The sequence below is a fragment of the Micromonospora sp. NBC_01655 genome (genome assembly GCF_026339755.1).
GTDB lineage: Bacteria > Actinomycetota > Actinomycetes > Mycobacteriales > Micromonosporaceae > Micromonospora.
Genome location: NZ_JAPEQF010000001.1, coordinates 1,078,136 through 1,093,788, shown reverse-complemented (window position 1 = coordinate 1,093,788; position 15,653 = coordinate 1,078,136). Strand labels below are relative to the sequence as shown.

The window sequence follows — 15,653 nt, the reverse complement described above, 5'->3', positions numbered from 1 at the left end:
AGCCTCCCACCCGTCGGCGCGATCGTGGGACCGTCAGCAGTCGACGGCGAGCGCGGGTTCGACGGGAGGGCCGGCCGGCCGGTCGTCGACGCGCGACTCGCGTAGCTCGTCGAGGCGGACCAGGGCGACCCCTGCGATGATCAGGGCGCCGCCGAAAAGCTGGACGACGGTCGGCAACTCGCCCAGTACCAGCCAGGCGATGAGCACCGCGAACATCACCTCGGTCAGCCCGACGAACGAGGAGAGCCGGGCCCCGAGGATCCGGGTTCCGGCGATCCCGGACAGGTACGCGACCACGGCGGCGACCAGCGACAGGCCGGCGATGGGGACCAGCCAACTGGTGCGCTGCCCCGCGAAGGTCAACTCGCCGAAGGTCGCCCGCAGCGGCAGCACCCCGGCCAGGCCGAGCAGAAGCAGGACCGCCGCGCCGACGGCCATGCCGGCGCTGGCCATCGTCACGGACGGCAGGCTGTCGTCGAGGCGGCCGGCGATCACGAAGTACCCGGCCAGCCCGACCGCCGCGCCGAGTCCCCAGAGCACGCCGACCGGGTCGAGGCGGCCGGCGCCGGTCAGGTCGAGGACGCCGACGAGGCCGGCCAGCGCCGCGACCGCCCCGGCCACGGTCAGCCGGCGCGGACGCTGCCCGTGGACCAGCCACATCCAGCCGACCACGAGGATGATGCCCAGATACTCCAGCAGCAGCGCCACGCCGACCGGGAGATAGCGGACGGCGTTGAAGAAACACGCCTGGGCGAGCGCGACGCCGAGCAGCCCGAAGACACCGACCGGGGCGAGGTTGCGCCGAAGCACGCCCCACCGGCCGCGCAGGGCCAGCACCCCGGGCACCGCGAGGACGGCGGCGGCGATGCCGACCCGGGCGACCACGGCGGCCTCCGCGGACCACCCGGCCTCGATCAGCGACCGGGCGAAGGTGCCCGAGGTGGCGAACGTGACGGCCGACAACAGCACCAGGCCGAGACCGGTGCCGGCGGCAGGTCGTGGACGCATCGAATTTCCCCAGTACGTCATGAGTGAAGTAGCCTTAGACCGATGACGCTAGACGGGTCACCTGACAGGAGTCAAGTTGCTTTTCGCCCATGACACCGAGTGCGGGCTGATCGCCGCCGCTGCCCTGGTCAACACCGCCGGCGGCCGCGGGGAGGCGCTGCCCGACGTGGCGGCCCTGGACGCGTTCTTCGGCGCGCACGGCTGGACCGGCCGGCACGAGCACACCGAGGCGGAGCTACGGTCGGTCCGGGACCTGCGGCCCCGACTGCGCCGGATCTGGCACGCCGACACCGACGGGATCGTCGCCATCGTCAACGGGCTGCTGCGTGAGGCCGGGGCACTGCCGCAGCTCATCCGGCACGACGACGAGCCGTACCACCTGCACGCCGTGCCCACGGACGCGCCGCTGGCCACCCGGATGGCGGTCGAGGCCGCGATGGCCCTGGCCGACCTGGTACGCAGCGGCGAACTGTCCCGGCTGCGCGTGTGCGACCACCCGGACTGCGACAACGTACTGGTCGACCTGTCGAAGAACCGTTCCCGGCGGTACTGCGACGCGGGCTGCGGAAACCGCGCCGCGGTCACCGCCTACCGGGCCCGCAGGGCCGCCGCCCGCCCCTGACCCGCGTCCCACTCGTCGCGGAGCAGCTCGTACTCGACCTCGCCGTGCTCGGTGCCCTCGATCGGGTCGTCCCAGTCCAGGTGGAACGTCCGCACGTACCGCAGGCCCGCCTTCTCCAGCACCCGACGCGAGGCGACGTTGACCGCCATCGTCTCCGCCCAGATCCGGCGTAGGCCGAGAGTGGTGAACCCGTACCGGACCAGGGCCCGGGACCCCTCGGTGGCCAGCCCGCGCCCCCACCCCGCCCGCCGCAGCCGGTACCCCAGCTCCGCCTGCCCCGCAGTTCCGCCCCGGGAGGCGTCACCCGCCTCCGCGTCGAGGGCGAACCAGCCGAGGAAGCTCCCGGTCGCCCGGTCGGTCGCGGCCCACCGGCCCATCCCGGGGTGACGGTCGTACCCGGTCAGCAGCCGAGGCAGCACCTCGGCCCGGACCACCTCGGCCAGCGTGGGCCGGCCCCCGGTCAGGTAACGCATGACCGCCGGATCGGAGTCCAGCTCCACCAGGGCGTCGGCGTCGGCCTCCGTGAACCTCCGCAGCCGCAGCCGCGCGGTCTCCAGCAGCACCTCGCCGATCCCAATCCCACCGCCACCGCCACCGGTCACGTCACCACCACCAACCCTGCCGTCGCCAGCCACGCCGCCATCAGCCCTGCCACCACACCGGCCACGCCACAAGCGGCCCGGCCACCGCCAGCCCTGCCAGCACTGGCTACGCCATCGCCGGCCACGCCACCGGCGGCCCTGCCACCACCGGCCCTGCCAGCACCGGCCACGCAATCGCCGGCCCTGCCAGCACCGGCTACGCCATCGCCGGGCTCGACGCCGGGCGCCCCTGCGGCGGCTGGATCGTGCCCACCCGCGCCCATGTCCACCATGGCCCGGATGATGCCGCCGCCGGGCCCGGCCGTCGACCGGATATCGCCGCGCGCCGTGATCCACTCCATGTCACTGACATGGTGCCTCAACAGCACCCGGATTCCGCTAGGTCACTGACACGGAGTCGATCAACCGGCGCGCGGCCCCGGCCGGAAAGTCCAGGCCGGCGTGAGGTGCGGCGACTCGTCCGGCCGAAAGGCCGCCGGTGTGGTCCCACTGCCGGGGTGATGACGCAGACGGCTCAGCTCCACAGGGAGACCAACTCATGCCCCGCCCCCCGGCGCGACCAGCGGTTCGCACCCCAGCCACACCTCGCCGCACATGGCGCTGCGGCCGCTCTGGCTCTACCGGGCCTGCGCCCACGCCCGGCCGGCTGCCGGGACCCGGTCAGGGGTGGGTCATCCGGAGCAGGTCGAGGGCCTCGTCGAGCTGGTCGGCGGTGAGCTTGCCGTTGACCACGTGGCCCCGGGCGATCACCACGTCCCGGATGGCCATCTCCTTGGCCAGCGCCTCCTTGGCGATCGAGGCGGCCTCGTCGTACCCGAGGTGACGGTTGAGCGGGGTGACGATCGAGGGCGAGCCCTCGGCGTACGCCAGGCAGACGTCGGCGTTCGCGATCAGGCCGGCTACGCAGCGGTCGGCGAGCAGGCGGCTCGACGCGGCGATCAGCCGGATCGATTCCAGCAGGTTTCGGGCCATCACCGGCAGCATGACGTTCAGCTCGAAGTCGCCCTGCGAGCCGGCGAAGCCGACCGCCGCGTCGTTGCCGATCACCTGGGCGCAGACCTGCCGGACGGCCTCGGCGACCACCGGGTTCACCTTGCCGGGCATGATCGACGAGCCGGGCTGGAGGTCCGGAATGCGCAGCTCGCGCAGCCCGGCCCGGGGGCCCGAGCCCATCCACCGGATGTCGTTGGCGATCTTGTAGAGGCCGACCGCGATGGTGCGGAGCTGCCCGGAGGTCTCCACCAGCGCGTCCCGGGCACCCTGTGCCTCGAAGTGGTTACGGGCCTCGGTCAGCGGCAGGCCGGTGGACTCGCGCAGCTTGGCGATCACCGCGGCGGCGAAGCCGAGCGGGGTGTTGATCCCGGTGCCCACGGCGGTGCCGCCGAGCGGCAGCTCGGCCAGCCGGGGCAGCGCCCCCTCCAGCCGTTCGACGCCGTAGCGGACCTGGGCGGCGTACCCGCCGAACTCCTGGCCCAGGGTGACCGGCGTGGCGTCCATCAGGTGGGTACGGCCGGCCTTCACCACGGTCTCGAACTCGGCCGACTTGGCCTCCAGCGCCTCGGCGAGGTGGGTCAGCGCCGGCACCAGGTCCTCCACGACGAACTGGGTGGCGGCCAGGTGGATCGAGGACGGGAAGACGTCGTTGCTGGACTGGGACGCGTTCACGTCGTCGTTCGGGTGCACGTCCCGGCCCAGCTCCCGGCCGGCCAGGGTGGCGATCACCTCGTTGGTGTTCATGTTGGACGAGGTGCCCGAGCCGGTCTGGAACACGTCGATCGGGAACTGGTCGTCGTACCCGCCGTCGGCCACGTGCGCGGCGGCGGCGGCGATCGCGGCGGCCACGTCGGCGTCGATGACGCCCAGCTCGCCGTTGACCTGAGCAGCCGCGCCCTTGATCTGGGCCAGGGCCTTGATCTGGGCCGGCTCGATCCCCCGCCCGGAGATCGGGAAGTTCTGCACCGCACGCTGGGTCTGCGCCCGCCACAGCGCCTCGGCGGGCACCTCCACCTCGCCCATCGAGTCGCGTTCGATCCGGTAGCCCGCTGCCTCTGGAGTCGTCACGCCCACCATCCTGCCCCGACCGCCGCCGGGCCGCAGATGATCGCTCAGTCCAGCCCGGCGAGCAGCCGCTCGACCTCGTGCCGGTCCGGCGAGCCGACCTGCCGGAACAGCTCCAGGGCCCGGTGCCAGTGGGACCGGGCGGAGGCCGGGTCGACGGGCCGCAGGCAGCGGGCGATGCCGTCCAGCGCCCGGCCCTGCTCGTAGCGGACGTCGAGCCGCAGCGCGTCGCCGAGCACCCGGCGGTGCAGGTCCAGCGCGCTGGCCCGGTCCCCCTGGTCGAGCAGCGCCCGGGCCAGCAGGTTTCGGGACGCGCACTGCCCGGCCCGGTCGCCCACCTCGGTCATCGCGACCAGCGCCTCCCGGTGCCGGGCCGCCGCGGCCTCGGGACGACCCGCCGAGCGCTCGATCACGCCCATCTCGTTGAGCAGCTCGCCGACGCCGTACCGGTTGCCGAGCCGGCGCTTGAGCCGCAGCGCGACGTGCAGGCGACGCACGGCCACCTCGCCGTGCCCCAGGCGGGCCCGGGCCATGCCGACGTGGCCCATCGCGTTCGCCACGTCGTAGAGGGTGCCGACGGCCCGGGCCAGGGCGAGCTGCCGGCGGGAGACCGCCAGGGACCCCTCCGGCCGGCCGGCCATCAGCAGGATCGACGCCTGGTTGGTGAAGGTGGCGACGATCCCGCCGTCGTGCCTCTCGACCCGCAGCAACGCCAGCGCCTTGTCCAGATGCGCCAGCGCCGTGGGGAGGTCGCCGGTGACCGAGTGGACCGCAGCCATGTTCTTGTGGGTGCCGGCCTGACCGATCCGGTCGCCCAGGCGTTCCCGCAGCCGCAGGGCGACCCGCATCGACGCCAGCGCCTCCCGGTAGCGGCCGAGGCGGTGGTGGCCGGAGGCGAGGTAGTTGTGCATGGTGGCGATGGCGACGTCGTCGCCCAGCCGCTCGGCGGCGCGCAGCCCGGCCTCGTGCGCCTCGATCAGCTCGTCGAGGTGCCCCTCGGCGAACCAGTAGCTCCAGCAGGCCCGGGCCAACTGCCAGCAGTACCGGTCGCCGCCCTCCTGCTCGGCCAGCCGCACCAGCGCCACCAGCATCGCCCGGTTCTCGTCCAGCCAGTCCTGGCCCTCGGTCAGGCAGGAGCGGACCAGGTCGGGACGTCCCACCGGCGGCAGCGCGAAGGGGGCGTTGCTGGCCGACCGGTTGACCAGGCGGGCGAGTTCCGCGCCGGTGTGCAGGTGGAAGTTGAGCAGCCGCTCCAGCGCCGCCTGTCGCGCGTCGACCGCCCCCGGCTCGGCCAGCCGGTGCCGGGCGTAGTCGCGGACCAGGTCGTGGAAGCGAAACCGACCCGGCTCCGGCTCCTCGACGAGGTGGGCGTCGACCAGGTCGTCGAGCAGGTCCTGCGCGTCGGACAGGGCCAGGTCGGCGACCGCCGCCGCCACCCGGTTGTCGAAGAACGCCCCCGGGATCACCCCGAGCAGCCGGAACATCCGCTGCGCCGCCGGGCTCACCTGCGCGTACGACAGGGCGAAGGCCTGGCCGACGGAGCGTTCGCCCGCGACCAGCTCGGTGAGGACGTCGCGGCCAGCGGCCAGCCGGCCGGCGAGGTCGGCGACCCGCCAGCTCGGCCGGTGGGCGAGCCGGGCGCCCGCGAGCCGGATCGCCAGCGGGAGGTGGCCGCAGCGCCGGACCACCTCGGCGGCGGCGACCGGCTCGGCGGACACCCGGTCGACGCCCACCACCCGGGCGAGCAGCTCAACCGCCTCGTCCGGGTCCAGCACGGACAGCGAGGAGGGCTTCCCACCGTCCAGACCGGTCAGCCGCCACCGGCTGGTGATCAGGGTGAGGCAACCCCGGCCGCTGGGCAGCAGCGGCGCCACCTGGGCGGCGCTGGCCGCGTTGTCGAGCACCACCACGGCCCGCCGGCCGGCGAGCTCGCTGCGCCAGAGCGCGGCCCGCTCGTCGGCGTCGTTGGGGATACGCTCGCCGGACACCCCGAGCTGGCGCAGCAGCCCGGCCAGCGCGGCGGCCGGCGACAGCGGCTCCCGCTCGCTGTGCCCGTGCAGGTCGACGAAGAGGTGCGCGTCCGGATAGCGGTCGCCGAGGGCGGTCGCCAGGTGCACCGCGAGGGTCGTCTTGCCGCTGCCGGCCATCCCGTCGATGAGCTGGACCCGGGCGTCGTCCTCCTCGATGTCCTTGACCAGCCGGGCGACCGTCTGCTGCCGCCCGGTGAAGTCGCTGATCGCCCGGGGCAGGCCCCGCACCGGGGCGGTCGGCCCTCGCCCGGGACCGGCCAGCGCCAGGTCGCCGGCGAGGACCCGCTGGTGCAGCTCCTGCAACGCCGCGCCGGGCTCGATGCCCAGCTCCTCGGCGTAGAGTCGCCGGCCCTCCCGGTAGACGGCCAGGGCGTCGGCCTGCCGGCCGACCGCGGAGAGGACGAGCATCGCCTGGCCGCGCAGCCGCTCCCGCAGCGGGTTGCGGTCCACCGCCTCGGTCAGCTCGTCGACGAGGTCGGCGGCGCGGCCGAGCCGCAGCTCGACGTCGACGCACTCCTCCAGCGCGGCGATCCGCTGTTCGTCGAGGACCTGGGCGCGGCGTCGGACGGTACGGCTGGTGACGCCGCTCAGGGCGGCCCCGCGCCACAGGCCGAGCGCGGCCCGGAACTGGCGCTGCGCCTCCGGAAGCCGACCTGCCGCCACGGCGGCCCGGGCGGCGTCGACCCGCTCGGCGAACAGTTCCGCGTCCAGGTCGACCGGGGCGACCCGGATGCCGTAACCGGCCGGGTCGGTGAGGATCAGGTCGGCGGGCATGCCCAGCTCGGTGAGGCGCCGCCGGAGCCGGGACACGCAGGTCTGGAGCTGCGCCCGGGCGGTGGCCGGGGGACGTTCCTCCCACACGGCGTCGATCAGCTCCTCGGCCGACACCACCCGGCCGTAGCGCAGCAGGAGCACGGCGAGCACGGTGCGGTCCCGGGCCGCGGTGACGGTGGCCTCGCCGCCGCCCACCCGCAGTGGTCCCAGGATTCCGAACCGCATGACCGTTGCCCCCCCGCTGGCCCGTGGAACATCCAGCAGCGTAACCCGATGATGACGGGCCGCCACTTGCAGGCCGATAGCGAGATGAGAGTGGATCGGCAGCGCCGGACCGCAAAATCGGTCGCGGTTGTCGGCGACGGCATCCGACGGGGGCGGTGCGCCCGTCCATCCTGGTGGATGGGCGCACCGATGTCGACGTCAGCGGCGGCCGACGGTGAGCACCGGCTTGGTGACCTCGGCGAAGAAGTCGTTGCCCTTGTCGTCGACGACGACGAAGGCCGGGAAGTCCTCCACCTCGATCTTCCAGACCGCCTCCATGCCCAGCTCGGCGTATTCGAGCACCTCGACGTGGCGGATGCAGTCCTGGGCGAGCCGGGCCGCCGGGCCGCCGATCGAGCCGAGGTAGAAGCCGCCGTGCTGCTGGCAGGAGCGGGTGACCTGGGCGGACCGGTTGCCCTTGGCCAGCATCACCTGGGAGCCCCCGGCGGCCTGGAACCTCTCCACGTACGCGTCCATCCGGCCGGCCGTGGTCGGGCCGAACGAGCCGGAGGCGTACCCCTCCGGGGTCTTGGCCGGGCCGGCGTAGTAGACGGCGTGGTCGCGCAGGTACTGCGGCATCTCCTCGCCCGCGTCCAGCCGCTCGGCGATCTTCGCGTGCGCGATGTCCCGGGCGACGACCAGCGGGCCGGTCAGCGACAGCCGGGTCTTCACCGGATACTTGGTCAGCTCGGCGCGGATCTCGTCCATCGGCCGGTTCAGGTCCACCCGGACCACCTCGGACGCGTCGAGCGTCTCGTCGGTGACGTCGGGCAGATAGCGCGCCGGGTCGGTTTCGAGGCGCTCCAGCCACACGCCCGACGGGGTGATCTTGGCAACGGCCTGCCGGTCCGCGGAGCAGGACACGGCGATCGCCACCGGGCAGGACGCGCCGTGCCGGGGCAGCCGGACCACCCGCACGTCGTGGCAGAAGTACCGGCCGCCGAACTGTGCGCCGATGCCGAAGTTACGGGTCAGCTCCAGCACCTCGGCCTCCAGCTCCAGGTCCCGGAAGCCGTGTGCGGTCATCGAGCCGGAGGTGGGCAGCGCGTCGAGATACTTCGCCGAGGCGTACTTGGCGGTCTTCAGGGCGTACTCGGCGCTGGTGCCGCCGATGACGACGGCCAGGTGGTACGGCGGGCAGGCCGCGGTGCCGATCAGCCGCAGCTTCTCCTCCAGGAACTGCATCATCCGCGTCGGATTCAACAGCGCCTTGGTCTCCTGGTAGAGGTAGGACTTGTTGGCCGAGCCGCCGCCCTTGGCCATGAACAGGAACTTGTACGCGTCCGGGTGGCCGTCCGGGTCCTCGGCGTAGATCTCCACCTGCGCCGGCAGGTTGCTGCCCGTGTTGCGCTCCTCCCACATGGTCAGCGGGGCGAGCTGCGAGTAGCGCAGGTTCAACTTCGTGTACGCCTGGTAGACGCCCCGGGAGATCGCCTCCACGTCGCCGCCGTCGGTCAGCACGTGCCGGCCGCGCTTGCCCATCACGATGGCCGTGCCGGTGTCCTGGCACATCGGCAGCACCCCGCCGGCGGCGATGTTCGCGTTGCGTAGCAGGTCCAGCGCGACGAACCGGTCGTTCGGCGAGGCCGCCGGGTCGTCGATGATCGCCCGGAGCTGGGCCAGGTGCGCGGGGCGCAGGAAGTGGGCGATGTCGTGCATCGCCTCGGCGGTCAGCGCGGTCAGCGCGGCCCCCTCCACGGTGAGGAACCGGCGCCCGCCCGGACCGTGGACGACGTCGACGCCCTCGTCGGTGACCAGGCGGTATTCGGTCTGGTCGGGCCCGGTCGGCAGCAAGGGAGCGTGGGAGAACGCGGCGGCACTGCTCATGAGCGGAAAGCCTAGGGCAGTCCGCTGGATCGGTGGCACCCGACGGGTCGGTCCTGGGACGCCGCTCTCACCCGTCGCGCTCAGCCGTCCTTGTCGTCCCGCCCGGGGCAGAGCTCCCGCTTCGGCCCGCAACTGCTGTCGGCGCCGGGCCCCCCGTCGGCGCCCCCGTCAGGACCCCCACCGGGGTCGCCCGGGCCGGGGACGCCACCGTCGCCGGGGGGCCGGGCGGGCGCCGCCCCGCCCGCGCCGAAGCGGACGTACCCGATCTCCCGGCCCTCGCCGATGACCATGCCGGCCGGGCCGACGGCCAGGGCGTTCGCCGAGGTCCGCAGCACGACCAGTTCCCTACCGGTACGCGGGTCCAGCGCGATCAGCCGGCTCGGCTTCTCCTCGGCGAGCACCGCCGCGTACGGGGTGAGCGTTCCGCCGCTCCTGCCGCCGGCCGCCCGGGTCCACCGGTTCCGGTCCGCGCCCAGTTCCCGGGCGACGATCGACCGCTTGTCGGCGGTGCGGACCAGGGCGTACCGGTCGTCGACCGCGATCAGCTTCGCCCCCTCGCCGTTGACCTGGAGCAGCCGGCCGTCGTACCCGTCGATGACGGCCTCCCGGCCGTCCGGGGCCACGCCGATCAGCACGTTCCGCGCGCCCTGCGGATCCTCCCGCTGGGCGCAGCCGGCGCTGTCGGCGGTGCGCAGGTTGATCCCGGTGCGCCGCCACACCTCCCGGCCGGTGGCCGGGTCCTGGGCGGTCAGGGTGAACGCGCACGCCCCGTCCTGCGAGACCGCCCGGATCCGCAGCATCCGGCCGCCGACCACCGCGAGCCGCTCGTCCCGGCCGGGCTCGACGTCCTGGAGCACCCGCCCGGTGGCGGTGTCCACGACGTGCACCCGGCCGTCGACCGGGAAGCCGAGCAGCGGGGGCACCGCCTCCGGGCCGGCCACCCCGTCGTCGACCCGGGTGGTGCTCAGCCGGCGGGTGCCGAGCAGGTCCGGGTTGTCGGCGAAGAGGCCGGTGCTGACGCCGGGCAGGAACGCCGTCCACAGCGGCGCGGTGCCGCGCGGGTCCCAGGCACTCAGCGTGCAGTCGGTCGCCTCGGTGCACCGGGCGTCGAGCAGCAGGTTCCGGTACGTCCACACGGCCACCGCGTCGTCGTCGCGGCGGCGGGTCGCCCCGGTGATCGGGTCGAGCAGCTCGTACCCCTTGACCAGGAGCTTGCCCACGGCGACGACCGGGTCGCGGTCACCGCCGGCCACCGCGGACCAGTCGGCCTTGCGCTCCCAGAGCTGGACGCCGGTGGCGAGGCTGCGGGCCTCGACCCGGGTGCGCTGCTCGACGACGACGGCGCCGCCGGCGATCGTGACGCTCTTCGGGGTCCCGCCGATCCGCTGCTGCCAGACCACGTCGGGTTCGGAGATCGGCTCGCTGCGGTCGACCCAGTCCCACACCCCGGGCCACGGGTTCCACACCCCGGCGGCGGCGAGGACGACCACCGTGACGAGGGCGAGCAGCAGCCAGCCACGCAACCTGAGGCCGCCCACCTTCGCCACACCGGACACGGTAACGACGATCACCGCCGGGTCCGCCGCCCGCGCGCCGTGTCGCGGCGCTTTTCTCGGCGACCGGCGTGCTAATGGGGGTCCGGCCGCGCCCGGGAGACGTCAGGACGACGCCCTCGCCTCCCTGACCGCCGAGCGGACGAGGGGGAGCACCCGGTACGGGAGCTGCTGGGCGAGCGCGATGATCGTCGACGCCCGGCGGATGCCCTCGTACGAGACGATCTGGTCGATCACCCGCTGGAGGTCGGCGTTGGACCGGGCGACGATCCGGCAGAGCAGGTCGCTGGAGCCGGTGATGGTGTGCGCCTCCAGCACCTCGGGGATCGCCGCGAGGTGCGCGGTGACCGGGTCGTGTCCGAACCGCTGGCTGATCTCCAGGGTGACGAAGCTGGTCACCCCGAAGCCGATCGCGGCCGGGGAGACGTCCGGCCCGAAGCCGCCGATCACGCCCCGGTCGACGAGCTTGTCGAGCCGGGCCTGGGCGGTGCCCCGGGCCACCCCGAGCCGCCGGGAGCACTCCAGCACCCCGATCCGGGGCTCCTCGGCGAGCAGCACGATGAGGCGCGCGTCCAGTTCGTCGAGCTGGACATCCTGTGCAGCAGTCACGGGTGTAGACCATACCGAATGCGCAACCTGACCAGGATTTCGGCCAACTGTTGCCCAACCGCAGGCGATCCGGCGATCCTCGCCACATAACCCACCGACGGCGGCCCACGAGGCCGGCCGGTACGCAAGGGAGGTCAGCATGACCCAGGCGATCAACCGACCCCAGTCGGCCGAGGAACTCGACGTCGACGTGCTGATCGGTGCCGTCGACCACGACATCAGCCGCGACCCGTTCCCGGTCCAGGGGCTCGACCACCTGCACTTCCTGGTCGGCAACGCCAAGCAGGCGGCGCACTACTACTCGACCGCGTTCGGCATGACGTGCGTGGCGTACCGGGGGCCGGAGCAGGGCTACCGGGACCACGCCGAGTATGTGCTGACCAGCGGATCGGCCCGGTTCGTGCTGACCGGCGCGGTACGCCCGGACGCGGCCGGCGCGGACCACGTCACGAAGCACAGCGACGGCGTCAGCGACATCGCGCTGGAGGTGCCCGACGTCGACGCCGCGTACGCGCACGCCACCGCGCAGGGCGCGACCGGCCTGGTCGAGCCGCACGACGTCGCCGACGAGCACGGCACCGTGCGGCTGGCTGCCATCGCCGCGTACGGCGACACCCGGCACACCCTGCTCGACCGGTCCCGGTACACCGGCCCGTTCCTGCCCGGCTTCGTGGCCCGGGGCCCGATCGTGGACCGGCAGCCGATGATCGACGCCGGCCTCCAGCCGAAGCGCTTCTTCCAGGCCGTCGACCACGTCGTCGGCAACGTGGAGCTGGGCCGGATGGACGAGTGGGTGGAGTTCTACAAGCGGGTGATGGGCTTCTCCAACATGGCGGAGTTCGTCGGCGACGACATCGCCACCGACTACTCGGCCCTGATGAGCAAGGTCGTCGCGAACGGCACCCGGAAGGTGAAGTTCCCGCTCAACGAGCCGGCCGTGGCCCGCAAGAAGTCGCAGATCGACGAGTACCTGGAGTTCTACCAGGGGCCCGGCGCCCAGCACATCGCCGTGGCCACCAACGACATCCTGGCCAGCGTGGACGCGATGCGCGCGGCCGGCGTCGAGTTCCTGGAGACCCCGGACTCGTACTACGACGACCCGGAGCTGCGCGGCCGGATCGGCCAGGTGCGGGTGCCGATCGAGGAGCTGAAGGCCCGCAAGATCCTGGTCGACCGGGACGAGGACGGCTACCTGCTCCAGATCTTCACCAAGCCGGTGCAGGACCGCCCGACCGTCTTCTTCGAGCTGATCGAGCGGCACGGCTCGCTGGGCTTCGGCAAGGGCAATTTCAAGGCCCTGTTCGAGGCCATCGAGCGGGAGCAGGAGAAGCGGGGCAACCTGTAGCCCACCTGCGACACTGTCGAGCGTGACCCAGCCTCCGACGTACCCGACGCCGCCGGCCGGCGGGCAGCCGCCCGCCGCCGGTGGCGTCGCGCCGCCCCCCGCCCCGGTCCCGCAGGGGTACGCCGTCCCGGCGCAGCCCGGCCCCACCGGCTACGCCCCGCCGGGCGCTTCCGCCGGCCCGCCGCCGTCGCCCGGGTGGGCCGGCCCGCCCGGATACGCCCCACCGCCCGGCTGGGCCCCACTGCCCGGGTACGCCCCACCGCGCCCCGGGTTCGCGCCGGTGCCGGTCAGCCCCGGCGGGCAGCCGCTGGCCAGCTTCGGCGACCGCCTGCTGGCCTTCCTGATCGACAGCGCCGTCTCCGGCCTGGTCGTCATGGCGCTGTTCCTGCCGGTCATGGTGTTCATCTGGTTCAGGATGTTCGGCGAGTTCACCCGGACCAACCCGGACGGCACGTTCGTCGAGCCCGACCCGAGCACGTTCCTGACCGACATCATGCTGCCGCTGCTCCTGGCCGAGCTGGGGCTGTTCGTCCTGATGCTCGGGCTCTACTGGCTCTACCACGTCGAGTACCTGCGCCGGACCGGGCAGACGCTGGGCAAGAAGGTGATGCGGATCCGGGTCGTCCCGCTCGACCCGACCCGGACGCTGGACCGTGGCATGGCCGGCCGGCGGTACCTGGTGCAGTTCGTCGGCTGTTCGCTGGTGCCCGGGCTCAGCTACGTCGACGGGCTCTGGCAGCTCTGGGACAAGCCCTGGCAGCAGTGCCTCCACGACAAGTTCGCCCGGACGGTCGTCGTTAAGGTTGCTCCGTGAGCGTGCAACCAGGCTGGTACGTCGACCCCGCCGAGCCCGAGACCAGGAGGTACTGGGACGGTGAGGGCTGGATCGGTGCGCCGATCCCGGTCGACGCCACCCCGCCGGAGGGGCCGCCCCCGGTCGAGCCCCCGCCCCCGGTCAGCCCCGCCGCCCCGCCCGGGCCGCCCGGCCAGCCGTCCGGGCCGCCGGCCGGCCCGGTCCCGGCCGCCGGCCCGCGCCAGCCCGCCGGCCCGCAACCGGGCCACGGACCACAGCCGGGCCACGGGCCACAACCGGGACCCGGGCCACAGCCGGGCCACGGGCCACAGCCGGGCCACGGGCCACAGCCGGGTGCGGGCTACGGGCCGCCCCCGGGGTACGGGCACCCGCAGGGGCCGCCGCCCGGCTGGCCGTACCCGACCTGGCCGGGACGCCCGCCCGCGCCCCGCCCGCACGGGCTGCCGCTGGCCTCCTTCGGCGCCCGGTTGTCCGCCCGGCTGATCGACTTCGGTGCCGTGTTCCTGCTCAACACGGTCGTCAACGGCTGGTTCGTCTACCGGTACGTCGAGGAGATCACCCCGTACTTCCGGGAGGTGTTCCGCCGGGCCATGGCCGGCGACTCCTCCACCGAAGGGCTGCCCCAGCCGGGCGAGCATGCCGGCGGGCTCCAGGTCGCCATCCTGCTGATCGCCACCGCGCTCTGGTTCGCGTACGAGGTGCCGGCGATGGCCGGCAACAGGCAGACCCTCGGCAAGCGGCTGATGGGCGTACGGGCCGTGCCGGTGGAGGCCGACCAGCCGCTCGGCTTCGGCCGGGCGCTGCGCCGGTGGAGCACCCTGGGCCTGCCCACCCTGCTCTGGTACTGCTGCGGCTTCGGCCTGCTGCTCCAGTTCGTCGACGCGGTGTCGCCGCTGTTCGACCACCCGCTGCGTCAGGCGCTGCACGACAAGCGCGCGCAGACCGTGGTGGTCCAGCTCCCCCGCGTACCCGGTGCCAGCCGTGACACCGAGACCCCGCCCGACCCCGCCAACCCTCCGGGAGACACCCCATGACCGACACCGGCCGACACCACCCGCCACTGCGGCTGACCCGCGCCGACCTCGACGCGCTGCCCAACTACGTGCCCGGGCGCAGCCCCGCCGACCTGGCCCGCGAGCTGGGCCTGACCGAGGCGATCAAGCTGGCCAGCAACGAGGTGCCGTACGGCCCGCTGCCCGGCGTGGTGGAGGCGGTCGCCGAGGCGGTCGCCGGCTCACACCGGTACCCGGACATGGGGGTGGTCGCGCTCCGCGCGGTACTCGCCGAGCGGTACGGGGTGGACCCCGACCGGATCGCCACCGGCTGCGGGTCGGTGGCGCTGGCCGAGCACCTGGTCCGGGCCACCTGCCTGCCCGGCGACGAGCTGCTGTACCCGTGGCGCTCGTTCGAGGCGTACCCGATCATCGCGGCGACCAGCGGAGCGACCAGCGTACGGGTGCCCAACGACGCCGGGCACGGGCACGACCTGGCGGCGATGGCCGCAGCGGTGACCGACCGGACCCGGATGGTGCTGGTCTGCAACCCGAACAACCCGACCGGCACGGCGGTCCGCAAGCCGGAGCTGGACCGGTTCCTCGACTCCGTCGGCGAGGACGTGCTGGTGGTCATCGACGAGGCGTACCGGGAGTTCGTCACCGATCCCGAGGTGCCGGACGGCCTGACCTACTCCGACCGGCCGAACGTGGTGGTGCTGCGCACCCTGTCGAAGGCGTGGGGGCTGGCCGGCCTGCGGATCGGCTTCCTCGTCGCCGCGCCCGAGGTGGCCGCCGCCGTGCGCAAGGTGGTCACCCCGTTCTCCACGAGCATGGCCGCCCAGGCCGGCGCGCTCGCCGCGTTGGCCCAGACCGACGAGGTCCGGCGGCGCTGCGCGCTGGTGGTGGCCGAGCGGGACCGGGTCACCGCGGCGCTGCGCAAGTTCGTCCCGGACGTGCCGTCGAGCCAGGCCAACTTCGTCTGGCTGCCGCTGGGCGACGGGGCGATGGAGTTCGGCCGGGCGTGCGAGGCGCGCGGCGTGATCGTCCGGCCGTTCCCCGGCGACGGCGTCCGGGTCACCATCGGCACCCCGGCCGAGAACGACGCCTTCCTGGCGGCGGCCGAGTCGGCGCTGGCCTGAGCGGTCCCGGCCG

Annotated in this window: 13 protein-coding genes; 5 read left to right on the top strand and 8 right to left on the bottom strand. The window is 73.8% G+C overall.

Annotation, left to right across the window (positions count from 1 at the left end; all coding sequences use genetic code 11):
- Nucleotides 1-33: 33 nt before the first annotated feature.
- Nucleotides 34-1,008 (bottom strand): DMT family transporter, encoded by a 975-nt coding sequence (locus OOK41_RS05230; protein ID WP_117664836.1) that lies wholly within the window; start codon nucleotides 1,006-1,008, stop codon nucleotides 34-36.
- A 76-nt stretch (nucleotides 1,009-1,084) separates the two neighbouring features.
- Here OOK41_RS05230 and OOK41_RS05225 point away from each other — a divergent pair, with 76 nt between their 5' ends.
- Nucleotides 1,085-1,630, top strand: a complete 546-nt coding sequence (locus OOK41_RS05225) for a CGNR zinc finger domain-containing protein (RefSeq protein ID WP_266263154.1) — start codon at nucleotides 1,085-1,087, stop codon at nucleotides 1,628-1,630.
- Here the strand turns inward: OOK41_RS05225 and OOK41_RS05220 are convergent.
- The 7 genes from OOK41_RS05220 to OOK41_RS05190 form a co-directional block, all read right to left on the bottom strand.
- On the bottom strand, nucleotides 1,597-2,232 hold the full coding sequence (locus OOK41_RS05220) for a GNAT family N-acetyltransferase (protein ID WP_266263153.1): 636 nt from the start codon (nucleotides 2,230-2,232) through the stop codon (nucleotides 1,597-1,599). The genes OOK41_RS05225 and OOK41_RS05220 overlap by 34 nt on opposite strands.
- Nucleotides 2,229-2,573, bottom strand: a complete 345-nt coding sequence (locus OOK41_RS05215; RefSeq protein ID WP_266263152.1) for a hypothetical protein — start codon at nucleotides 2,571-2,573, stop codon at nucleotides 2,229-2,231. The genes OOK41_RS05220 and OOK41_RS05215 overlap by 4 nt, the downstream gene beginning before the upstream one ends.
- 319 nt (nucleotides 2,574-2,892) lie before the next feature.
- The gene (locus OOK41_RS05210; protein WP_207892566.1) at nucleotides 2,893-4,302 is read right to left on the bottom strand and encodes a class II fumarate hydratase; all 1,410 of its coding nucleotides are present in this window, start codon (nucleotides 4,300-4,302) and stop codon (nucleotides 2,893-2,895) included.
- A gap of 35 nt (nucleotides 4,303-4,337) precedes the next feature.
- A complete protein-coding gene (locus OOK41_RS05205; RefSeq protein WP_266263151.1) occupies nucleotides 4,338-7,319 on the bottom strand; it encodes an AfsR/SARP family transcriptional regulator in 2,982 nt (993 codons plus the stop codon).
- 198 nt (nucleotides 7,320-7,517) lie between these two features.
- Nucleotides 7,518-9,185, bottom strand: a complete 1,668-nt coding sequence (locus tag OOK41_RS05200) for a fumarate hydratase (protein WP_117664831.1) — start codon at nucleotides 9,183-9,185, stop codon at nucleotides 7,518-7,520.
- 80 nt (nucleotides 9,186-9,265) lie between these two features.
- Nucleotides 9,266-10,696, bottom strand: coding sequence for a PQQ-binding-like beta-propeller repeat protein (locus OOK41_RS05195; protein ID WP_117664942.1), 1,431 nt, complete (start codon nucleotides 10,694-10,696; stop codon nucleotides 9,266-9,268).
- A 147-nt stretch (nucleotides 10,697-10,843) separates the two neighbouring features.
- Nucleotides 10,844-11,347 carry an Lrp/AsnC family transcriptional regulator gene (locus OOK41_RS05190; protein WP_266263150.1) on the bottom strand — a complete coding sequence of 168 codons (504 nt, stop codon included), beginning with the start codon at nucleotides 11,345-11,347 and terminating at the stop codon, nucleotides 10,844-10,846.
- Nucleotides 11,348-11,486: 139 nt separating this feature from the next.
- Here OOK41_RS05190 and hppD point away from each other — a divergent pair, with 139 nt between their 5' ends.
- The 4 genes from hppD to hisC are packed head-to-tail and all read left to right on the top strand — an operon-like array spanning nucleotide 11,487 to nucleotide 15,640.
- A complete protein-coding gene (gene hppD / locus OOK41_RS05185; protein WP_266263149.1) occupies nucleotides 11,487-12,692 on the top strand; it encodes a 4-hydroxyphenylpyruvate dioxygenase in 1,206 nt (401 codons plus the stop codon).
- Between the two features lie 22 nt (nucleotides 12,693-12,714).
- Complete coding sequence (locus tag OOK41_RS05180; protein WP_266263148.1) at nucleotides 12,715-13,506, top strand: RDD family protein; 792 nt, start codon at nucleotides 12,715-12,717, stop codon at nucleotides 13,504-13,506.
- Nucleotides 13,503-14,540, top strand: a complete 1,038-nt coding sequence (locus tag OOK41_RS05175) for an RDD family protein (RefSeq protein ID WP_266263147.1) — start codon at nucleotides 13,503-13,505, stop codon at nucleotides 14,538-14,540. Before OOK41_RS05180 ends, OOK41_RS05175 begins: the two co-directional genes overlap by 4 nt.
- A complete protein-coding gene (gene hisC, locus OOK41_RS05170) occupies nucleotides 14,537-15,640 on the top strand; it encodes a histidinol-phosphate transaminase (RefSeq protein WP_266263146.1) in 1,104 nt (367 codons plus the stop codon). Before OOK41_RS05175 ends, hisC begins: the two co-directional genes overlap by 4 nt.
- Nucleotides 15,641-15,653: the final 13 nt, after the last annotated feature.